15 protein-coding genes are annotated in these 17,615 nt (G+C 71.3%); 12 read left to right on the plus strand and 3 right to left on the minus strand.

Going from position 1 to position 17,615, the window contains the following annotated elements:
* The first annotated feature begins 7 nt into the window (after window positions 1-7).
* From ACLJQF_RS35495 to ACLJQF_RS35520, 6 genes are all read left to right on the plus strand, one after another.
* On the plus strand, window positions 8-979 hold the full coding sequence (locus ACLJQF_RS35495; protein ID WP_410614640.1) for a ParA family protein: 972 nt from the start codon (window positions 8-10) through the stop codon (window positions 977-979).
* The gene (locus ACLJQF_RS35500) at window positions 976-1,389 is read left to right on the plus strand and encodes a cobyrinic acid a,c-diamide synthase (protein ID WP_410614641.1); all 414 of its coding nucleotides are present in this window, start codon (window positions 976-978) and stop codon (window positions 1,387-1,389) included. The genes ACLJQF_RS35495 and ACLJQF_RS35500 overlap by 4 nt, the downstream gene beginning before the upstream one ends.
* Entirely contained in the window at window positions 1,389-2,291 is a 903-nt protein-coding gene (locus tag ACLJQF_RS35505; protein ID WP_410614642.1) for a segregation and condensation protein A, read from the plus strand. The genes ACLJQF_RS35500 and ACLJQF_RS35505 overlap by 1 nt, the downstream gene beginning before the upstream one ends.
* Window positions 2,288-3,058, plus strand: coding sequence for an SMC-Scp complex subunit ScpB (gene scpB / locus ACLJQF_RS35510; RefSeq protein ID WP_410614643.1), 771 nt, complete (start codon window positions 2,288-2,290; stop codon window positions 3,056-3,058). Before ACLJQF_RS35505 ends, scpB begins: the two co-directional genes overlap by 4 nt.
* Window positions 3,045-3,797, plus strand: a complete 753-nt coding sequence (locus ACLJQF_RS35515) for a pseudouridine synthase (protein ID WP_410614644.1) — start codon at window positions 3,045-3,047, stop codon at window positions 3,795-3,797. Before scpB ends, ACLJQF_RS35515 begins: the two co-directional genes overlap by 14 nt.
* A gap of 147 nt (window positions 3,798-3,944) precedes the next feature.
* A complete protein-coding gene (locus tag ACLJQF_RS35520; protein WP_410614645.1) occupies window positions 3,945-5,789 on the plus strand; it encodes a Xaa-Pro dipeptidyl-peptidase in 1,845 nt (614 codons plus the stop codon).
* A gap of 121 nt (window positions 5,790-5,910) precedes the next feature.
* Here the strand turns inward: ACLJQF_RS35520 and ACLJQF_RS35525 are convergent, their stop codons facing one another.
* Genes ACLJQF_RS35525 through ACLJQF_RS35535 form a run of 3 tightly spaced genes read right to left on the minus strand, consistent with a single transcriptional unit; the run spans window position 5,911 to window position 8,000 of the window.
* A complete protein-coding gene (locus tag ACLJQF_RS35525) occupies window positions 5,911-7,104 on the minus strand; it encodes a cation:proton antiporter (RefSeq protein ID WP_410614646.1) in 1,194 nt (397 codons plus the stop codon).
* Between the two features lie 7 nt (window positions 7,105-7,111).
* On the minus strand, window positions 7,112-7,594 hold the full coding sequence (locus tag ACLJQF_RS35530) for a cation:proton antiporter regulatory subunit (RefSeq protein ID WP_410614647.1): 483 nt from the start codon (window positions 7,592-7,594) through the stop codon (window positions 7,112-7,114).
* Window positions 7,595-7,631: 37 nt separating this feature from the next.
* Complete coding sequence (locus ACLJQF_RS35535) at window positions 7,632-8,000, minus strand: DUF4267 domain-containing protein (protein WP_410614648.1); 369 nt, start codon at window positions 7,998-8,000, stop codon at window positions 7,632-7,634.
* A 92-nt stretch (window positions 8,001-8,092) separates the two neighbouring features.
* Between ACLJQF_RS35535 and ACLJQF_RS35540 the strand changes: the two genes are divergently transcribed.
* From ACLJQF_RS35540 to ACLJQF_RS35565, 6 genes are all read left to right on the plus strand, one after another.
* Complete coding sequence (locus ACLJQF_RS35540) at window positions 8,093-8,659, plus strand: TetR/AcrR family transcriptional regulator (RefSeq protein ID WP_410614649.1); 567 nt, start codon at window positions 8,093-8,095, stop codon at window positions 8,657-8,659.
* A gap of 91 nt (window positions 8,660-8,750) precedes the next feature.
* Window positions 8,751-9,455: a (d)CMP kinase gene (cmk, locus tag ACLJQF_RS35545; protein ID WP_410614778.1), complete on the plus strand. Its 705-nt coding sequence runs from the start codon at window positions 8,751-8,753 to the stop codon at window positions 9,453-9,455.
* Window positions 9,456-9,619: 164 nt separating this feature from the next.
* Entirely contained in the window at window positions 9,620-10,180 is a 561-nt protein-coding gene (locus tag ACLJQF_RS35550) for a lysophospholipid acyltransferase family protein (RefSeq protein WP_410614650.1), read from the plus strand.
* A 16-nt stretch (window positions 10,181-10,196) separates the two neighbouring features.
* Window positions 10,197-11,696: a ribosome biogenesis GTPase Der gene (gene der / locus ACLJQF_RS35555; protein ID WP_410614651.1), complete on the plus strand. Its 1,500-nt coding sequence runs from the start codon at window positions 10,197-10,199 to the stop codon at window positions 11,694-11,696.
* Window positions 11,697-12,016: 320 nt separating this feature from the next.
* A complete protein-coding gene (locus ACLJQF_RS35560) occupies window positions 12,017-15,913 on the plus strand; it encodes a Pls/PosA family non-ribosomal peptide synthetase (RefSeq protein WP_410614652.1) in 3,897 nt (1,298 codons plus the stop codon).
* Window positions 15,914-16,005: 92 nt separating this feature from the next.
* Window positions 16,006-17,409 (plus strand): M1 family metallopeptidase, encoded by a 1,404-nt coding sequence (locus tag ACLJQF_RS35565; RefSeq protein WP_410614653.1) that lies wholly within the window; start codon window positions 16,006-16,008, stop codon window positions 17,407-17,409.
* Window positions 17,410-17,615: the final 206 nt, after the last annotated feature.

A 17,615-nucleotide genomic window follows, 5' to 3' on the forward strand; every position in this document is an offset into this window, starting at 1 on the left:
TCTCGCCATGTCGACACCGAACCAGCCGGCCGACCCGGCCGAGTCCGCCGGGTCGGCGGCGGCGAACCTCAGCCAGGTCACCATCGCCACCCCGGCCCGCCACGAGGGCGACGATCCGAGAGAGCGCAACGGCAAGAAGGTCAAGCTCGAGGGCATCGGGCCGACCGGCCGCCCGATCCGTGAGCACCCCGATCCGGCGCCGCTGGACAAGCACGGCCCGGCCAAGATCATGGCGATGTGCAACCAGAAGGGCGGCGTCGGCAAGACGACGTCGACCATCAACCTGGGCGCCGCGCTCGCCGAGTACGGGCGCAAGGTGCTGCTCGTCGACTTCGACCCGCAGGGCGCGCTCGCCGTCGGTCTCGGCATCCAGCCGCACGAACTGGACCAGACGGTCTACAACGCGATCATGGAGCGGGCGGTCAGTGCCACCGACGTGCTGCTGAAAACCCGCGTCGACGGCGTTGACCTGCTGCCGAGCAACATCGACCTGTCCGCCGCGGAGGTCCAGCTCGTCGCCGAGGTAGGGCGCGAGCACACGTTGTTACGGGTCCTTCGTCCGGTCATGAACGACTACGACTATGTTCTTGTCGACTGCCAGCCCTCGCTCGGCTTGCTCACGGTGAACGCGCTGACTGCCGCGGACGGCGTGATCATCCCGCTGGAGTGCGAGTTCTTCAGTCTCCGAGGCGTCGCGCTCCTGATCGACACGATCGAGAAGGTGCAGGAACGCCTCAACCCCAAACTGGACATAGTCGGGATTCTCGCCACCATGTACGACCCGAGAACCCTGCACTCGAAGGAGGTCATGGCTCGCGTGGTGGAGGCATTCGGCGAGACCGTGTTCGACACGGTCATCAACCGCACGGTGCGGTTCCCCGAGACGACGGTCGTGGGTGAGCCGATCACGACCTGGGCGCCCAAGTCGGCCGGCGCGGCGGCGTACCGCCAGCTGGCCCGCGAGGTGATCGCTCGGTGAGCAGGCGCGCCTCCCTGCCCGGAGCGTCGGAACTCTTCCGCCTTACCTCCAGCCCCAAGCTCGACCTCCCGTCCCAGGCGCCGCCCGAGCCCCCCGAGCCCGTCGAAACGGCCAAGCCCTCGGGCAACGGCCGGGGCGACCAGCTCGCGCGCAGCGCGGCCCCGCACGGCTCGGGCCGGACCAAGCACGACGCGAAGATCACCGTGTACGTCTCCGGCGACGAACTCGTCGCCATGGAGCAGGCGCGGCTGACGCTGCGCGCGAAGCACGACCTGGTCGTCGACCGCGGCCGGCTGGTCCGCGAAGCCGTCGCGGTGCTGCTGGCGGACTTCGACCAGAACGGCGAGGAATCAGTGCTGGTGCAGCGGCTGCGGGTGGTCGGCTCAGACGGCGGCGAAACCGAGGGCTGATGGACGAGCCGGCACCGGCTCCGGAGGAACAGGTACCCGAAGAGCACCAGACGGTGCACGGCGGGATGATCCCCGAAGGCGTCAACACCGAAGAACTGAGCACGTCGAAGTTCAAGGTGCGGCTGGCCAACTTCGAAGGGCCGTTCGACCTGCTGCTGCAGCTGATCTCGCAGCACCAGCTCGACGTCACCGAAGTGGCGCTGCACCGGGTCACCGACGACTTCCTCGCCTACACGCGCGCGCTGGGCACCGACTGGAACCTCGACGAGACGACGGAGTTCCTGGTCATCGCGGCCACGCTCTTGGATTTGAAGGCGGCGCGGCTGCTGCCGTCGGCCGAGGTGGAGAGCGAAGACGACCTCGCGCTGCTCGAAGCCCGCGACCTGCTGTTCGCGCGGATCCTGCAGTACCGCGCGTACAAGCAGGTGGCGGCGCTGTTCGGCGAGCTGGAACAGAACGCCCTGCGGCGCTACCCGCGGTCGGTGGCCCTGGAAGAGCGGTTCATCGGGCTGCTGCCGGAGGTCATGCTGGGCGTGACGCCGCAGAAGTTCGCCGACATCGCGGTGGCGGTGTTCCGCCCGAAGCCGCCGCCGACGGTGTCGATCGCCCACATCCACATGGGCCGCATCTCGGTGCGCGAGCACGCGGCGATCCTGCGGGTGATGCTGGCCGAACGGGGCCAGGCGACGTTCGGCGAGCTGGTCGACGACTGCGAGCACACGGTGGAGATCGTGGCGCGCTTCCTGGCGCTGCTGGAGCTCTACCGCGAGGCGACGGTCCAGTTCGAGCAGAGCGAGGCACTGGCCGAGCTGCACGTCCGCTGGACGGGCGGCTCGAAGGAAGAAGCCTCCGCGGCGGCCGAGCTGGACCGCTCCGCCGGAGACGAAGAGGAGTACGGGTGAGCCCCGAAGAACACGAGCCTGCCGAGTCCGAGGTCCCGGCGGCCACGGCACCGGAGCCCGATGCGGAGCTTTCACGTGAAAGCTCCGCCCACGCGGAACCCGAGATCGAGGTCGACGCGGAGCTTTCACGTGAAAGCGGCGGGGCTGACGAACCCGAGGTCGGTGCTGAGGGGCCCGAGTCGGGCCTGGTCGCCGCCGGGGACGCCGACTCCCTGCCCGACCTCACCTCCGACGAGGCGCTCGAAGCCGCCCTCGAGGCGCTTCTGCTCATCGTCGACTCTCCGGCAGGCGAAGAACTGCTCGCCGACACCCTCGGCCAGCCCAAGGCGCGGATCATCGTCGCCCTCCGCACCATGGCGCAGAAGTTCACCGACCGGACCTCCGGGATCGACCTGCGGCGCGTCGGCGAAGGGTGGCGGTTCTACACTAGGGACGTCTACGCCCCGTTCGTGGAGAAGCTCCTGCTGGACGGCCAGCGGTCGAAGCTGACCAGGGCCGCGCTGGAGAGCCTCGCCGTGATCGCGTACCGGCAGCCGGTGACCCGGGCCAGGGTCGCCGCGGTGCGCGGCGTGAACGTGGACGGCGTGATCCGGACGCTCCTCGCGCGCGGCCTCATCGAAGAGATGGGGACCGATCCCGAGACGACCGGCACGCTGTACGTGACGACCGAGCTGTTCCTGGAGCGACTGGGGCTGTCGTCACTGAACGACTTGCCTGCCATCGCTCCGTTGCTACCCGAAGTGGACACCATCGATGACATCCAGTGAACACCCCGACGGCATCCGGCTGCAGAAGGTCCTTTCGCAGGCCGGGGTCGCCTCGCGGCGCGCGGCGGAGGACCTGATCGTCGCCGGCCGGGTCGAGGTGGACGGCCAGATCGTCACCGAGCTGGGCCGCCGCGTCAACCCCGACGAGGCGGTCATCCACGTCGACGGCACCCGCGTGAACCTGCGCGACGACCTGATCTACCTCGCCCTGAACAAGCCCAAGGGCGTGCACTCGACGATGTCGGACGACCGTGGCCGCCCGTGCGTCGGTGACTACCTGGCCGGCCGCTACGAAGAGACGCCCGGTGTCGTGCACGTCGGCCGGCTCGACGAGAACACCGAGGGCCTGCTGCTGCTGACCAACGACGGCGACCTCGGGCACCGGCTGATGCACCCGTCCTACCAGGTGCTCAAGACCTACCTCGCCGAGGTCGACGGCCTGGTGCCGCGCGGGCTCGGCAAGGAGCTGCGCAAGGGCTGGGAGCTGCCGGACGGCATCGTCAAGGTCGACCAGTTCCGCGTCAAGGACATGCACTCCGGCAAGTCGCTGGTCGAGCTGGTGATCCACGAGGGCAAGAAGCACATCGTGCGCCGCCTGCTCAAGGACACCGGCCACCCGGTGCTCAAGCTGGTCCGCACCGCGGTCGGCGACGTCCAGCTCGGCAGCCAGCGCGTCGGCTCGATCCGGCGGCTGACGAAGACCGAGGTCGGTGCGCTCTACCGCAACGTCGAGCTCTGACACCGGGCGGCGACGCCGACGGCGGTGCGCCGCACGGCCGGGAGGGACTCCGGCACGGCCGCCGAGCTACTCCGATCGAGCGGCCCGCCGGGATCCCCGACTTTCCGCGGTGGCGGGGTGGTTTCGCGCGTCCCTAGCGTGAGCGGCATGCGAACCGGTGTGGTGTGCGGGATCCTCGCGGTGTTCCTGTCCGGCACGGTGGTGGTCCCCGCCGCCGCGGCCACACCGGCGAGCGAACCGGTCTACGACTACGCGAAGGCGGTCCGCGAGACCGTCTGGGTCGACATCGGCCGCGACGGTGACGGTGACGGCCGCTCCGACCGCGTCGCCGCCGACATCGTCCGGCCGGGTGAAGCGCCGTCCCGCGTTCCGGTGATCATGGACGCCAGCCCGTATTACTCGTGCTGCGGCCGCGGCAACGAGAGCGAGCTGAAGTCCTACGACAGCGCCGGGAAGCCGGTGAAGTTCCCGCTGTTCTACGACAACTACTTCGTCCCGCGGGGCTACGCCGTGGTGCTGGTCGACCTGGCCGGGACGAACCGCTCGGCCGGCTGCGCGGACGTCGGCGGCGCCTCCGACGTCGACTCCGCCCGCAAGGTCGTCGACTGGCTGAACGGCCGCGCGACCGGCTACAGCGCGAAGACCGGCGGCAGCGCGGTGACCGCGGGCTGGAGCACCGGGAACGTCGGGATGATTGGCAAGTCCTACGACGGCACGATCGCCAACGGCGTCGCGGCGACCGGCGTCGCGGGCCTGAAGACCATCGTCCCGATCTCGGCGATCAGCTCCTGGTACGACTACTACCGCTCCGACGGCGCGACCTTCGGCTTCAACCCGGCGGGCCTGGCGCAGACGGTCGAAGCCCGCAACAGCGGGCAGAACTGCTCGGCGCAGAACCAGGTCCTGACCCAGGGCGCCACCGCGAACGGCGACTACGGGCCGCTCTGGGCGGACCGGGACTACGTCACGCGGGCGGGCACCGTGCGGGCCAGCGTGCTGCTGTCCCACGGCGTCAACGACCTCAACGTCAAGACCATCCACTTCGGACAGTGGTGGGCCGCGCTGAACGTCGAGAAGAAGATCTGGCTCGCCCAGACCGGGCACGTCGACCCGTTCGACTACCGGCGCGCGGACTGGGTCGACCTGCTGCACCGGTGGTTCGACCACTACCTGCTCGGGATCGACAACGGCGTCCAGAACGGCCCGATGGCCAGCGTCGAGCGGCAGCCGGACCAGTGGGCCGACCAGAGCGCGTACCCGGCGGCCGGTGTGGTGGCGACGACGCTGCGGCCGCACACCTCCGGCACGCTGGGCACTTCTCCGGCGTCCGGGACCGCGTCCTTCACCGACAACCCCGGCCTGGGGGAAGACACCTGGGTGACCAACCCGGGCAGTGCCGCTTTGACGTACTCGACCGGGGCCCTGGCCTCGGACCTGCAGGTCTCCGGCACGACGTCGGTGACCGTGACGGCGACGCCGAGCACGTCGTCGGCGCGGGTGTCGGCGCTGCTCGTGGACCTCGGCCCGGCGACGATCCGCAACTTCGCCGGCAGCGGCGAGGGGATCAAGACGGGGACGTCGGAGACCTGCTGGGGCTCGTCGACGTCCGGCGACGACGCTTGCTACCGGGTGGCGTCGGCGGACGTGAAGAAGGTGAGCTACACGATCCTCAGCCGCGGCTGGGCGGACCTGGCGAACTACGCGTCCCTTTCGCAGGAACGGCCGTTGACGCCGGGAACGGCGTACCCGATGACGTTCCGGCTGGCGTCCACGGACCACATCGTGCCCCGCGGCCACGCACTGGCGCTGATCATCGGCGGCACGGACGGCAGTTTCATCCGCGGACCCGCCCAGCCGGGCCGGGTGACGCTGGACCTGGCCCGGACGTCGGCGTCGGTGCCGCTCGCGGGCGTGGTGCCGGCCGCGACGACCCACCCGGCCTTCGACACAGACGCGTTCGTCGCCTCCTCGGCCCGGGCGGACCTGCGCTAGTCAGCCTCGGCCCGAGCGCCCCAAGGCGGCCTTGGTTGCGTCTGACGCACCGAAGGCCGCCTTGGGTGCGTGAGACGCACCGAAGGCCGCCTTGGGGCGCTCGAGACGGACCGGACCTGCGTCAGTTGGCTTCGGCGGGGGCCGTCCGAGTGGCCGTTTTCCGTTGCAGGGCGCGGGCGATCGGCTCGACGACGCGGGCCGCCGTCGGGCCGAGGATCGCCATCAGCAGGACGTACGCCGTGGCCAAGGCCGCCAGTTCCCCGGTGACCGCGCCCGCCGTCACCGCCAGGCCGGCGATGACGATCGAGAACTCGCCGCGCGCGACCAGCGCCGCCCCGGCCCGGGCCCGGCCCATCTTCCCGATGCCCTGGCGGCGGGCCGCCCACCAGCCGGTGGCGACCTTCGTCAGCGTCGTCACGACCGCCAGCACGATCGCCCAGCCGAGCACCGGCGGGATCGACGCCGGGTTCGTGTTGAGCCCGAAGACCACGAAGAACACCGCGGCGAACAGGTCACGCAGCGGTTCGAGCATGCGCGTCGCGTTCTCCGCCGTCGAGCCCGAGATCGCGATGCCGAGCAGGAACGCGCCGACCGCGGCCGACACCTGCATCGCCGAGGCCAGCCCGGCGACCAGCAGTGCCGCGCCGAGCACCTTGAGCAGGAACACCTCGCGGTCCGGGCTGTCGACGGCGGCCGAGACGTACCGGCCGAACTTGAGCGCGACCACCAGCACCACGGTGATCACCAGCAGCGAGATGCCGACGGCCTCCAGGCCGCCGAGCAGCGAGACACCGCCCAGCACCGCGGTGAGGATCGGCAGGTAGAGCGCCATCGCGAGGTCTTCGAACACGAGGATCGAGAGCACCACCGGCGTCTCGCGGTTGCCGAGCCGGCCGAGGTCGCCGAGGACCTTCGCGACGATCCCGGACGACGAGATGTACGTGACGCCCGCCATCACCATCGCGCCGACCGGACCCCAGCCCAGCAGCAGCGCGACGGCCGCGCCGGGCGCCGCGTTGAGGACGATGTCGAGCAGGCCCGCCGTCCAGGACCGGCGGAGCCCGGTGAACAGCTCGGCCGCGGAGTACTCGAGCCCGAGCAGGAGCAACAGCAGCACGACGCCGATTTCGCCGGCCAGGTGCGTGAAGCCGCCGATGTCGGTCAGCGGGATCAGGCCACCGGAGCCGAAGCAGAGGCCGCCGAGCAGGTAGAGCGGGATGGGGGAGAGGCCGATCTTGCCGGCCAGGCGCCCGAGCACGCCCAGCACGAAGAAGACCGCCCCCAGCTCGATCAGGGACAGCGCGGTGTGGTCCATCGGCCGCTCAGCCGTACTTGAGGATCTTGGCGGCGGCTTCGAGACCCTCGCCCGTGCCGACCGCGACCAGCAGGTCGCCCCCGGTCAACGTGAAGTCCGGCGTCGGCGACGGGTGCACCTGGCCGGCCCGCGCCACCGCGACCACCGAGACGCCGGTGCGGGTGCGCATCGCGGTGTCGCCGAGCGTCCGGCCGTCGAACGGGCCGGACGGCTTGATCGGCAGCTGCCGCGTGCTGATCCCCGGCAGGTCGCGGTGCTCCTCCGTCAGCTGCGCGACCAGCTGCGGCGCACCGAGCAGGTTGGCCAGCGCGCCGGCCTCGTCCGCGGTGAGCGGGATCGAGGCGGCGCAGGCATCGGGATCGTCCGATTTGGACACGATCAGCTCGATGTGACCGTCCCGCTGGGTGACGACGCCGATGCGGCGGCCGGTACGGGTGGCGAAGTCCTTGCGGACCCCGATGCCGGGCAGAGGAGTTACTTCGACGTTCACCCAACCACCGTAACCCAGGTGTCCGATTCGCGGGATTTCAGCCGAGCAGCAGCAGGAGGGCGGCAACGACCATCACCGCGCTCGTGAGGCCGTGGACGCCGAAGGCAATGGCCTTCTTCCCCCGGTGGCGCAGGATGATCAGCATGTCGAAGAAGGGCCAGACGGCTGCCGTGAGCATGACCCAGCCCAGCGCGTGCGGGTCGCCGTAGATCATCAGGGCCAGCGGGATCAGGCCGGCCCCGACGTCGCGGCCGCCCTTGACGTTCAGGAAGCTGGTGGCGTTCTCGGGGACGCCGTCGAAGCCGAAGCCGGCGGCGATCTTCGCCGGTGCGAAGAGGTAGCTGAGGCCGATGTAGATGATTCCGAGCGCGACGATCGCGGTGAGGACGTAGCCGGTGACGAGCATGGGGTTCCCTCCAGAGTTTCTAGCATCGCTAGGATTGCTAGCAACGCTAACTTAGCGGCGCTAGTTTGTCTAGCAGTGCTAGCCTGTGACGTATGACCCAGCGACAACGGCGTGTGCGTGACCGGACCGAGCGGGGGCGGCGGATCGTCGCGGCGGCACGTGAGCTGGCCGAGGCGGAAGGCTGGGACGCGGTCACCACCCGGCGGCTCGCGGCCCTGATCGAGTACAGCCAGCCGGTGCTCTACAGCCACTTCCCCGGCGGCAAGGACGCGATCATGGCGGCGGCCGCGCTGGAAGGCTTCGCCGAGCTGGTCGCGGTGCTGGAAACGGCCCGCCCCGGCGGCCTGGCGGGGGTGGCGGAGGCGTACGTGACGTTCGCCGAGGCGAAGCCGGCGTTGTACGACGCGATGTTCACGCTGGCTTCGGAGCTCCCGTTCGCCCGGGACGACACCCCCGAGGTGATGAAGGCGAACTTCGCCGAGCTCTTGGCGGTCATCGAGCCGGTGGCGGGGACGCAGAACGCCGGTCCGCTGACCGAGGTGTTCTGGAGCACGTTGCACGGGCTGGTGACCCTCGACCGCGGGCAGCGGCTGTCGCCGGAGCACCGTGACGAGCGCCTCGCGCTCGTGGTGGCGCGCTTCGGCACGCGGGGCGACTGATCTCCTCCGCACCGCGACCGGCAGAATGGGGGACGACGCCGAACGGGACGAGAACGCGAGGAGAATGCCGGTGACGGGAGCCCTACGTGGTGTGGTCGCGCTGGACGGCCCGTCGGGGACCGGGAAGACCACCGTCGCCCGCAAGCTCGCCCAGCGCCTCGGGGCCGGCTACCTCGACACCGGTGCCATGTACCGGATGGTCACCCTCGCCGTGCTGCGCGCCGGTGTCGACCCGGCCGACGCGAACGCCGTCGCCGCCGTTGCCGATCGCGCCGAGTTCAGCATCGGCACCAGCCCCGACCGGCCCGAGATCCGCCTGGCCGGCGCGGACGTCGCCGCCGACATCCGCGGGCCCGAGGTCACCAAGGCCGTCTCGCCGGTCTCGGCCGTGCCGCACGTGCGTGAGCTGCTGGTCGCGCGGCAGCGGCAGATCATCGAGGACGTCGTCGGGCACCGCGGCGGGATCGTCGTCGAGGGCCGGGACATCGGCACCGTCGTCACGCCCGACTCGCCGCTCAAGGTCTTCCTGACCGCGTCGGCCGACGTCCGCGCGTCCCGCCGCAGCACCCAGGACACCGCGGCCGGTCGCCGGTCGTCGGTCGCCGACGCCCTGGCCAGCGTCGAGCGCCGCGACCACCTCGACTCGACCCGCGCCGCTTCGCCGCTGCGCGCGGCCGACGACGCCGTGCACGTCGACACCTCCGAGCTGTCGATCGACCAGGTGATCGTCGCCCTCAGCGAGCTCGCCAGCCACCGCGGCCTGCTGGCGGGGTGCAACGCCGAGGTAGCGCGATGACTGATGGGTCTGGGGCCAAGTCCCAGACCCCGGCCGGGGGGCAAGCCCCCCTGGACCCCCCGAAAGCGAGGGTTGACGGACTCCCCGAGGGATCCGTCGGCGCACTCCACGACGCCGGGCGGGTCTTCGCCCGGTACCATCTGCGATCGGCCTTCCGCATCCGCGTGCACGGCCGTGAGCGCGTCCCCGCCACCGGGTCGCTGCTCGTGATCGCCAACCACAGCTCCATGATCGAACCGCAGCTGATCTTCGGAATGCTTCCGCGGCGTTCGGCGTTCCTGGTCAAAGCCGAGATGTTCGGCGGGATCGTCGGCAAGTTCATGCTGGCGATCGGGCAGATCCCGGTCAAGCGCGGCGAGATCGACCGCAAACCGCTGCTGACCGCGGTCGGCGTGCTCAAGGACGGCGGCGTCGTCGGGATCTTCCCCGAAGGCACCCGCGGTGCCGGGGACGTCGGCGCGGCCGAACGCGGCGCGGCCTGGCTGGTCCGGGCCTCCGGCGCGACCGTGCTCCCGGTCGCGACGCGGGGCACGCTCAAGCCGGCCGACGGCAAACGGCGCTGGCGCCCGCGCGTGGACATCCTCGTGGGGGAGCCGTTCACGCCGAAGGTCGGTCCCGGGAAAACCGGGCTCGACCAGGGCACCGAAGAGCTGCGCGGTGAGCTCGCGGCGCTCGTGAAGACTTTGGACGATTGGCGTTCCGAAAACGGATTCGGCTCGCCATAAGGGAAATTGGGTAGTGATGGCAGTGTATGATTCCGCCTCCGCGGGAAAGAGTGCGTCGGCGGAGCTAGACAGCGCTGGCGAAATCGACGGCACCTGGTCGGAAGAGACCGAGTTCGCCGCGCTCGACGCGCAGATCGAGGCGGCCGAGCTGGCCGAGGAGGCCGCGCTGGCGCAGCCGGTGCTCGCCGTCGTCGGCCGGCCCAACGTGGGCAAGTCGACGCTGGTCAACCGCATCCTCGGCCGCCGCGAAGCCGTGGTGCAGGACGTGCCGGGCGTGACCCGCGACCGCGTCGCCTACGACGCCTACTGGGGCGGGCGCAAGTTCACCCTGGTCGACACGGGCGGCTGGGAACCGGACGCGACCGGGCTGCAGGCCTCCGTCGCCGCGCAGGCCGAGCTGGCCATGCAGACCGCGGACGCGGTGCTGCTGGTGATCGACGCCTCGGTCGGCGCCACGGCCACCGACGAAGCCGTCTCCAGGGTGCTGCGCCGCTCGAAGAAGCCGGTCCTGCTGGCCGCGAACAAGGTCGACGACGACCGGCTGCTCGCGGACACCGCGTCGCTGTGGTCGCTCGGCCTCGGCGAGCCGCACCCGGTCAGCGCGCTGCACGGCCGCAGCTCGGGCGACCTGCTCGACGCGATCCTCAAGGCCCTGCCCGAAACGCCGCGCGAAGGCGGTGCCGCGACGTCGGGCCCGCGGCGCGTCGCGCTGGTCGGCAAGCCGAACGTCGGCAAGTCGAGCCTGCTCAACAAGCTTTCGGGCGAGGAGCGCTCGGTCGTCGACTCGGTCGCGGGCACCACTGTCGACCCGGTCGACTCGCTGGTCGAGCTGGACGGCGACACCTGGCGGTTCGTCGACACGGCGGGCCTGCGCAAGCGCGTCAACTTCGCCGCGGGCGCCGAGTATTACGCGTCGCTGCGCACCAAGACCGCGATCGACGCGGCCGAGGTCGCGATCGTGCTGCTGGACGCGGCCGAGCCGCTGTCCGAGCAGGATCTGCGGGTGCTGACCATGGTCGTCGAGGCCGGCCGCGCCTGCGTGCTGGCGTTCAACAAGTGGGACCTGGTCGACGAGGACCGCCGTCACGCGATGGTCCGCGAGCTGGACCGCGGCCTGGTCCGCGTGCCGTGGGCGGAGAAGGTCAACATCTCGGCCCTGACCGGCCGCTCGGTGCGCAAGCTCGCACCGGCCCTGCGGACCGCGCTGAAGTCGTGGGACCAGCGGGTGCCGACCGGCCAGCTCAACGCGTGGCTGTCCGACCTGATCGCGGCCACCCCGCCGCCGGTCCGCTCCGGCAAGCAGCCGAAGGTCCTGTTCGCGACGCAGGCCGGCATCCGCCCGCCGACGCTGGTGTTGTTCACCACCGGCTTCCTCGAGGCGGGCTACCGCCGGTTCATCGAGCGCAAGTTCCGCGAGCAGTTCGGCTTCACCGGCAGCCCCGTCCGGGTGAACGTCCGGGTCCGCGAAAAGAAGGCAAAGCCGAAGGTCGGCGGAAAAGCCGCCCGAACCCGGTGATTTCCCGACCCGTTTCGGACGACACGCGTGATTGAAGGGTCGACACGCGTGATCAGAGGGTCGACACGGCGAATCTACGGCCGTACGTCGTGTCGACCTTTCAATCACGCGTGTCGACCCCTCCGTCACGGTGGTTCGTCCGGCTCGGGGTGAGGTCCGACACCCTTGCGTGATCCGAGGGATATCTTTCGTTCATCTTGCGTTAGAGTGGAAGGTCGTTGCGGGCGCCTCAATCGGAGAGCAAGCCCGGTTAAGGCTCCCGAAAGGTGAGTGGTGGGCTTGCGCGCCCATGGTTTTGTCCTGTCCGGGGTGAGTGGCCGATGACCGTCACGATCGAACCTGCCGGTTCCGCCGCCGAGGTGACGGCCGAGGTGACGCTGGCCCCGGTTGCCGACCGGGCGCTGTTCTGGTCCGGTCTCGGCACCGGCGAGCGCACCCTGCTCGACGTCCTCGCCGCCACCGCCGAGCGCCACCCGAACGCGGCCGCGATCGACGACGGCACCACCACCCTGACCTACCGGCGGCTCCTCGACGAGATCGACGTCTACGGGCGCCGCCTCAAGAACTACGGCGTCGGCCTCGGCGACCGCGTCGGCATCCGGATCTCCTCCGGCACCGCCGAGCTGTACATCGCCATCCTCGCCACGCTGTCCGTCGGCGCCGCGTACGTGCCGGTCGACGCCGACGACCCGGACGAGCGCGCCGAGCTGGTCTTCGAAGAGGCGCAGGTCGCCGCGGTCGCCACCGACGGCAAGATCAACATCCACTCCACGCCCGGTGGCCGTGAGGGCCGGCCCGGCCCGGCCGACGACGCGTGGATCATCTTCACCTCCGGCTCCACCGGCAAGCCCAAGGGCGTCGCGGTCACCCACGCGAGTGCCGCCGCCTTCGTCGACGCCGAGGCCGAGCTCTTCCTCACCGACGAGCCGATCGGTCCCGGCGACCGCGTCCTGGCCGGCCTGAGCGTCGCCTTCGACGCCTCCTGCGAAGAGATGTGGCTGGCCTGGCGGCACGGCGCCTGCCTGGTCCCGGCGCCCCGCGCGCTGGTCCGCACCGGCGTCGACCTCGGCCCGTGGCTGGTCGCGCAGCGCATCACCGTCGTCTCCACCGTGCCGACGCTGGCCGCGCTGTGGCCCGCCGACGCGCTCGAAGACGTCCGCCTGCTCATCTTCGGCGGCGAGGCCTGCCCGCCGGAGCTGGCCGAGCGGGTCGCCGTCGAAGGCCGCGAAGTCTGGAACACCTACGGCCCGACCGAAGCCACCGTCGTCGCCTGCGCCGCGCAGCTGACCGGCGACGGCCCGGTCCGCATCGGCCTGCCGCTCGTCGGCTGGCAGCTCGCCGTGGTCAACGACGACGGGGAGCCGGTCGCCATAGGCGAGACCGGCGAGCTCGTCATCGGCGGCGTCGGCCTGGCCCGCTACCTCGACGCGGCCAAGGACGCCGAAAAGTTCGCGCCGCTGCCGTCGCTGGGCTGGCAGCGCGCCTACCGCTCCGGCGACATGGTCCGCGCCGAAGGGGAAGGCCTGCTGTTCCTCGGCCGCCTCGACGAGCAGGTCAAGCTCGGCGGCCGCCGCATCGAGCTGGGCGAGGTCGACGCCGCGCTGCAGGCTCTGCCGGGTGTGCAGGGCGCCGCCGCCGCGGTCCGCCGCACCAAGGCGGGCAACCAGGTCCTCGTCGGGTACGTCGTCCCGGGCAGCGAACCCTTCGACCACGAGCAGGCCGCGACGCGCCTGCGCGAGCACCTGCCCGCCGCACTGGTGCCGCTGCTGGCCGTCGTCGACGACCTGCCGACCCGCACCTCCGGCAAGGTCGACCGCAACGCCCTCCCGTGGCCACTGTCCACTGTGGAGGCTTCCGGGCTGACCCCGACCGAGACGTGGCTCGCCGAAGGCTGGGCCGAGATCATCGGTGTGTCGGTCGACAGCCCGAAGGCGGACTTCTTCACCCACGGCGGCGGCAGCCTGACCGCCGCCCAGGTGGTCGCCCGCATCCGCACCCGGCACCCGCAGGTGTCGGTCGCCGACGTCTACGCCCACCCCAGGCTGGGCGCGCTGGCCGCGATGCTCGACGCGCTGAGCGGCCAGGCCACCGAGCGCCGGGACATCGCGCCGACGAAGCGTCGCGCCGGCGTCGTCCAGACGCTGCTGATGGTCCCGCTGATGGGCCTGGTCGGGCTGCGCTGGGCGACGCTCGCCGCCGCGCTGTCGAACGTCCTGTCGCTGCTCGGGTTCGCCTGGGCGCCGACGCTGAGCTGGGCCTGGATCGGCCTGGCCTGGGTGGCGCTGTTCAGCCCGGCCGGCCGGATCGCGATCGCCGCGGGCGGCGCGCGCGTGCTGCTGTCGGGCGTGCGTCCCGGCACCTACCCGCGCGGTGGCAGTGTCCACTTGCGACTGTGGACGGCCGAGAAGCTCGCCGAGTTCAGCGGCGCGGACAGCGTCGCCGGCGCGTCCTGGATGACGACGTACGCGAAGGCGCTCGGCGCGCGGATCGGCAAGGACGTCGACCTGCACTCGCCGCCGCCGGTCACCGGCTTCCTCAAGCTGGGCCGCGGTGCCGCGATCGAGCCCGAGGTCGACCTCACCGGCCATTGGGTCGACGGCGACGTCGTGCACATCGGCAAGGTCCACGTCGGCGCGGAGGCCCGCGTCGGCGCGCGCAGCACGCTGTTCCCCGGTGTCCGCATCGGCAAGGGCGCGGAGATCGCGGCCGGGTCGACCGTCCGCGGTGTGGTCAAGGCCGGTCAGCACTTCGCCGGTTCGCCCGCCGCCCCCGTCGGCAAGGACGCGAAGGACGCGCTGAAGTGGCCGTCGAGCCGGCCGCCGCGGTCGCACTTCTGGGCCGCCGTCTTCGGCGTGACCTCCCTGGCCCTCGGCTTCGTGCCCGGCGTGGCCGCGCTGGCCGGCGTCGCCGTGCTCGGCTACGCGATCGCCGGTGCGCCGACGCTGCTCGACGCGTTCGTCCGGGCGCTGATCTTCGTCCCGGCCGCGACGGCCGCGTACTTCCTGGCCTACATGCTGCTGGTGCTGGTCGGCGTCCGGTCGCTGAGCATCGGCATGGTCGAGGGCTACCACCCGGTGCACGGCCGCGTCGCGTGGCAGGTCTGGGCCACCGAACGCCTGATGAGCATGGCCCGCGAAGGCCTGTTCCCGCTGTACGCCAGCCTGTTCACGCCGGTGTGGCTGCGGCTGCTCGGCGCGAAGGTCGGCCGCAACGTCGAGGCGTCGACCGTGCTCGCCCTGCCGAAGATGACCAAGGTCGACAGCGGCGCGTTCCTGGCCGACGACACCATGGTCGCCACCTACGAGCTCGGCCACGGCTGGCTGCACGTCGCCCCGGCCCGGATCGGCAAGCAGGCCTTCCTCGGCAACTCGGGGATGACCGCGCCCGGCCGCTCGGTGCCCAAGCGCGGCCTGGTCGGCGTCCTGTCGTCGACGCCGCTGAAGGCCAAGAAGGGCTCGTCGTACCTGGGCATGCCGCCGCTGCCGGTCCGCCGCGCGATCGGCGACGCCGACACGAGTCGCACCTACACCCCGGCGCTGCACCTCAAGGCGGCGCGGGCGCTGGTCGAGCTGTGCCGGATCGTCCCGGTCATGTGCGGCGTCGCGCTGACCGTCGTGGTCGCCTTCGGCCTGCTGTGGACGGCGACGGCGTTCGGCTTCGGCGTCGCCGCGCTGCTGGCCGGGCCCGCCCTGCTGGCCGCCGGGATCGTCGCGGCGCTGACGGCGACGGCGATGAAGTGGCTGCTGGTCGGCAAGTTCCGCGAGGTCGACCACCCGCTGTGGAGCTCCTTCGTCTGGCGCAACGAGCTGGCCGACACCTTCGTCGAAGCCCTCGCGGTGCCGTGGCTGATCGGCTCGCTCGGCGGCACGCCGCTGCTGAGCGCGTGGCTGCGCACGATGGGCGTCAAGATCGGCCGCGGGGTCTGGCTGGAGACGTACTGGCTGCCCGAGGCCGACCTCGTCGAGCTCGGCGACGGCGCGACGATCAACCGCGGCTGCGTCGTCCAGACGCACCTGTTCCACGACCGGATCATGAGCATGTCCCGGGTGACCCTCGGTGAAGGCGCGACGCTCGGCCCGCACGGCATCGTGCTGCCGGGCGCGGGCATCGGCGCCCGGACGACGGTCGGCCCGGGCTCGCTGGTGACCCGCGGCGACGAGGTGCCGGCCGACACCCGCTGGCTGGGCAACCCGATCTCCGCGTGGCCGGGTAAGTAGGCCGGTAAGTAACGAAAGCAGGGCCAGGCGCGCCGGACTCACCCGTCCGTGCGAGCCTGGTTCCAGCACGCACGACGAAAGGTTCGCCACGGGTGATTTCGAAGGCTCCCGCTCCCGGCGCGGACACCTCCGGCGACCCTTACCTGCCCGCCCACGGCAACGGCGGGTACCGGACCCGGCACTACGACCTGAGCCTCGACTACAAGGTCGCGCCGAACCGGCTCTCGGCCTCCGCGGTGATCACCGCGGAGGCGACGCAGGCGCTTTCCCGCGTCAGCCTCGACTTCGGCGAGTTCCGGATCAACCGGGTGCTCGTCGACGGCAAGCCCGCGAAGTACCTCAAGCGCGGCACCAAGCTGCACGTCAAGCCGGCGAAGTCGATCCCGGCGGGTGGGGCGTTCATCGTCGAGGTCCACTACGTCGGCAACCCGCGCCCGGTGGGGAGCCGCTGGGGTGACGTCGGCTGGGACGAGCTGACCGACGGCGCACTGGTGGCGAGCCAGCCGGTCGGGGCGCCGTCGTGGTTCCCGTGCAACGACCACCCGTCGGACAAGGCGGCGTACCGGGTGAGCGTGACGACGGCGTCGCCGTACCTGGTCGCGGTGACCGGCACCCTGGTCGAGCGCTCGACGTCGGCGAGCACGACGCGCTGGGTCTTCGAGCGGCCCGAGCCGACGGCGACCTACCTGATGAGCGTCCAGATCGGCCGCTACGACGACGTCGAACTGACCGGCCGCGGCTGGGGATCACCCGCCGGCGTGGGCGCGCGCCTGCTGACCCTCGGCTTCGGGCGTGGCGGCGTCGAGTCGGTCGCGTCGGCGGTGCCGCAGCGCGCGGCCGTGCCCCCGCGGCTGCGGCGCGCGTTCGAGCGGGACTTCGGGCGGCAGGGCCGGATGATGGAGTTCCTGCAGAGGCTGTTCGGCTCGTACCCGTTCGGCGAGTACGTCATCGTGATCACCGACGACGACCTCGACGACCCGATCGAGGCCCAGGGCATGGCGATCTTCGGCGCCAACCACGTCGACGGCCGCCGCACCCACGAGCGGCTCGTGCTGCACGAACTGGCCCACCAGTGGTTCGGCAACAGCCTGACGGTGGCGGATTGGCGCCACATCTGGCTGAACGAGGGCTTCGCGACGTACGCGGAGTGGCTGTGGTCGGAGGAGTCGGGCGGCCTGTCCGCTTCGGCGCTGGCCCGCAGCTGGCACGCGCGGATCAAGGCCAAGCCCGCGGACGTGCGGATTGCCGACCCCGGGGTGGCCCGGATGTTCGACGAGCGCGTCTACAAGCGTGGCGGGTTGACGCTGCACGCGCTGCGGGCGGAGATCGGGGACCCGGCCTTCTTCGCGTTGCTGAAGTCGTGGGCCGAGGAGCACCGGCACGGGCTGGTCACGACGGAGCAGTTCGTGGCGGCGGCGGAGGCACACGCCGGGCGCTCGCTGGGCGCGTTCTTCACCCGCTGGCTGCACACCCCGGCGCTCCCCCCGCTTCCCTGAGAGAAGCCGCGGCCCGGAGGGTCGTGAGTGGTAATGAGGGTTCTAACCCGAATTACCACTCACGAGGGCCGCGGCAGACTGGGGGCGGCAGATAGGTCGGATGTCTCTGCCGCTTTCTGAGTGAACTCCTCTGGTCTTTTGGGCATCTCTCTGCAAGTATGACCGGACGCCGCCGCGTGATCTCGCCGAAACGTCGTATGAGTTCG

The organism is Amycolatopsis sp. lyj-109 (assembly GCF_046548995.1).
Lineage (GTDB): Bacteria > Actinomycetota > Actinomycetes > Mycobacteriales > Pseudonocardiaceae > Amycolatopsis.

Bases quoted from the DNA above. Each gene is read 5' to 3' on its own strand.
- ACLJQF_RS35495 (WP_410614640.1), top strand. From the start codon at position 8: ATGTCGACACCGAACCAGCCGGCCGACCCGGCCGAGTCCGCCGGGTCG.
- ACLJQF_RS35505 (WP_410614642.1), top strand. From the start codon at position 1,389: ATGGACGAGCCGGCACCGGCTCCGGAGGAACAGGTACCCGAAGAGCAC.
- ACLJQF_RS35515 (WP_410614644.1), top strand. From the start codon at position 3,045: ATGACATCCAGTGAACACCCCGACGGCATCCGGCTGCAGAAGGTCCTT.
- ACLJQF_RS35520 (WP_410614645.1), top strand. From the start codon at position 3,945: ATGCGAACCGGTGTGGTGTGCGGGATCCTCGCGGTGTTCCTGTCCGGC.
- ACLJQF_RS35525 (WP_410614646.1), bottom strand. From the start codon at position 7,104: ATGGACCACACCGCGCTGTCCCTGATCGAGCTGGGGGCGGTCTTCTTC.
- ACLJQF_RS35535 (WP_410614648.1), bottom strand. From the start codon at position 8,000: ATGCTCGTCACCGGCTACGTCCTCACCGCGATCGTCGCGCTCGGAATC.
- ACLJQF_RS35540 (WP_410614649.1), top strand. From the start codon at position 8,093: ATGACCCAGCGACAACGGCGTGTGCGTGACCGGACCGAGCGGGGGCGG.
- der (WP_410614651.1), top strand. From the start codon at position 10,197: ATGGCAGTGTATGATTCCGCCTCCGCGGGAAAGAGTGCGTCGGCGGAG.
- ACLJQF_RS35560 (WP_410614652.1), top strand. From the start codon at position 12,017: ATGACCGTCACGATCGAACCTGCCGGTTCCGCCGCCGAGGTGACGGCC.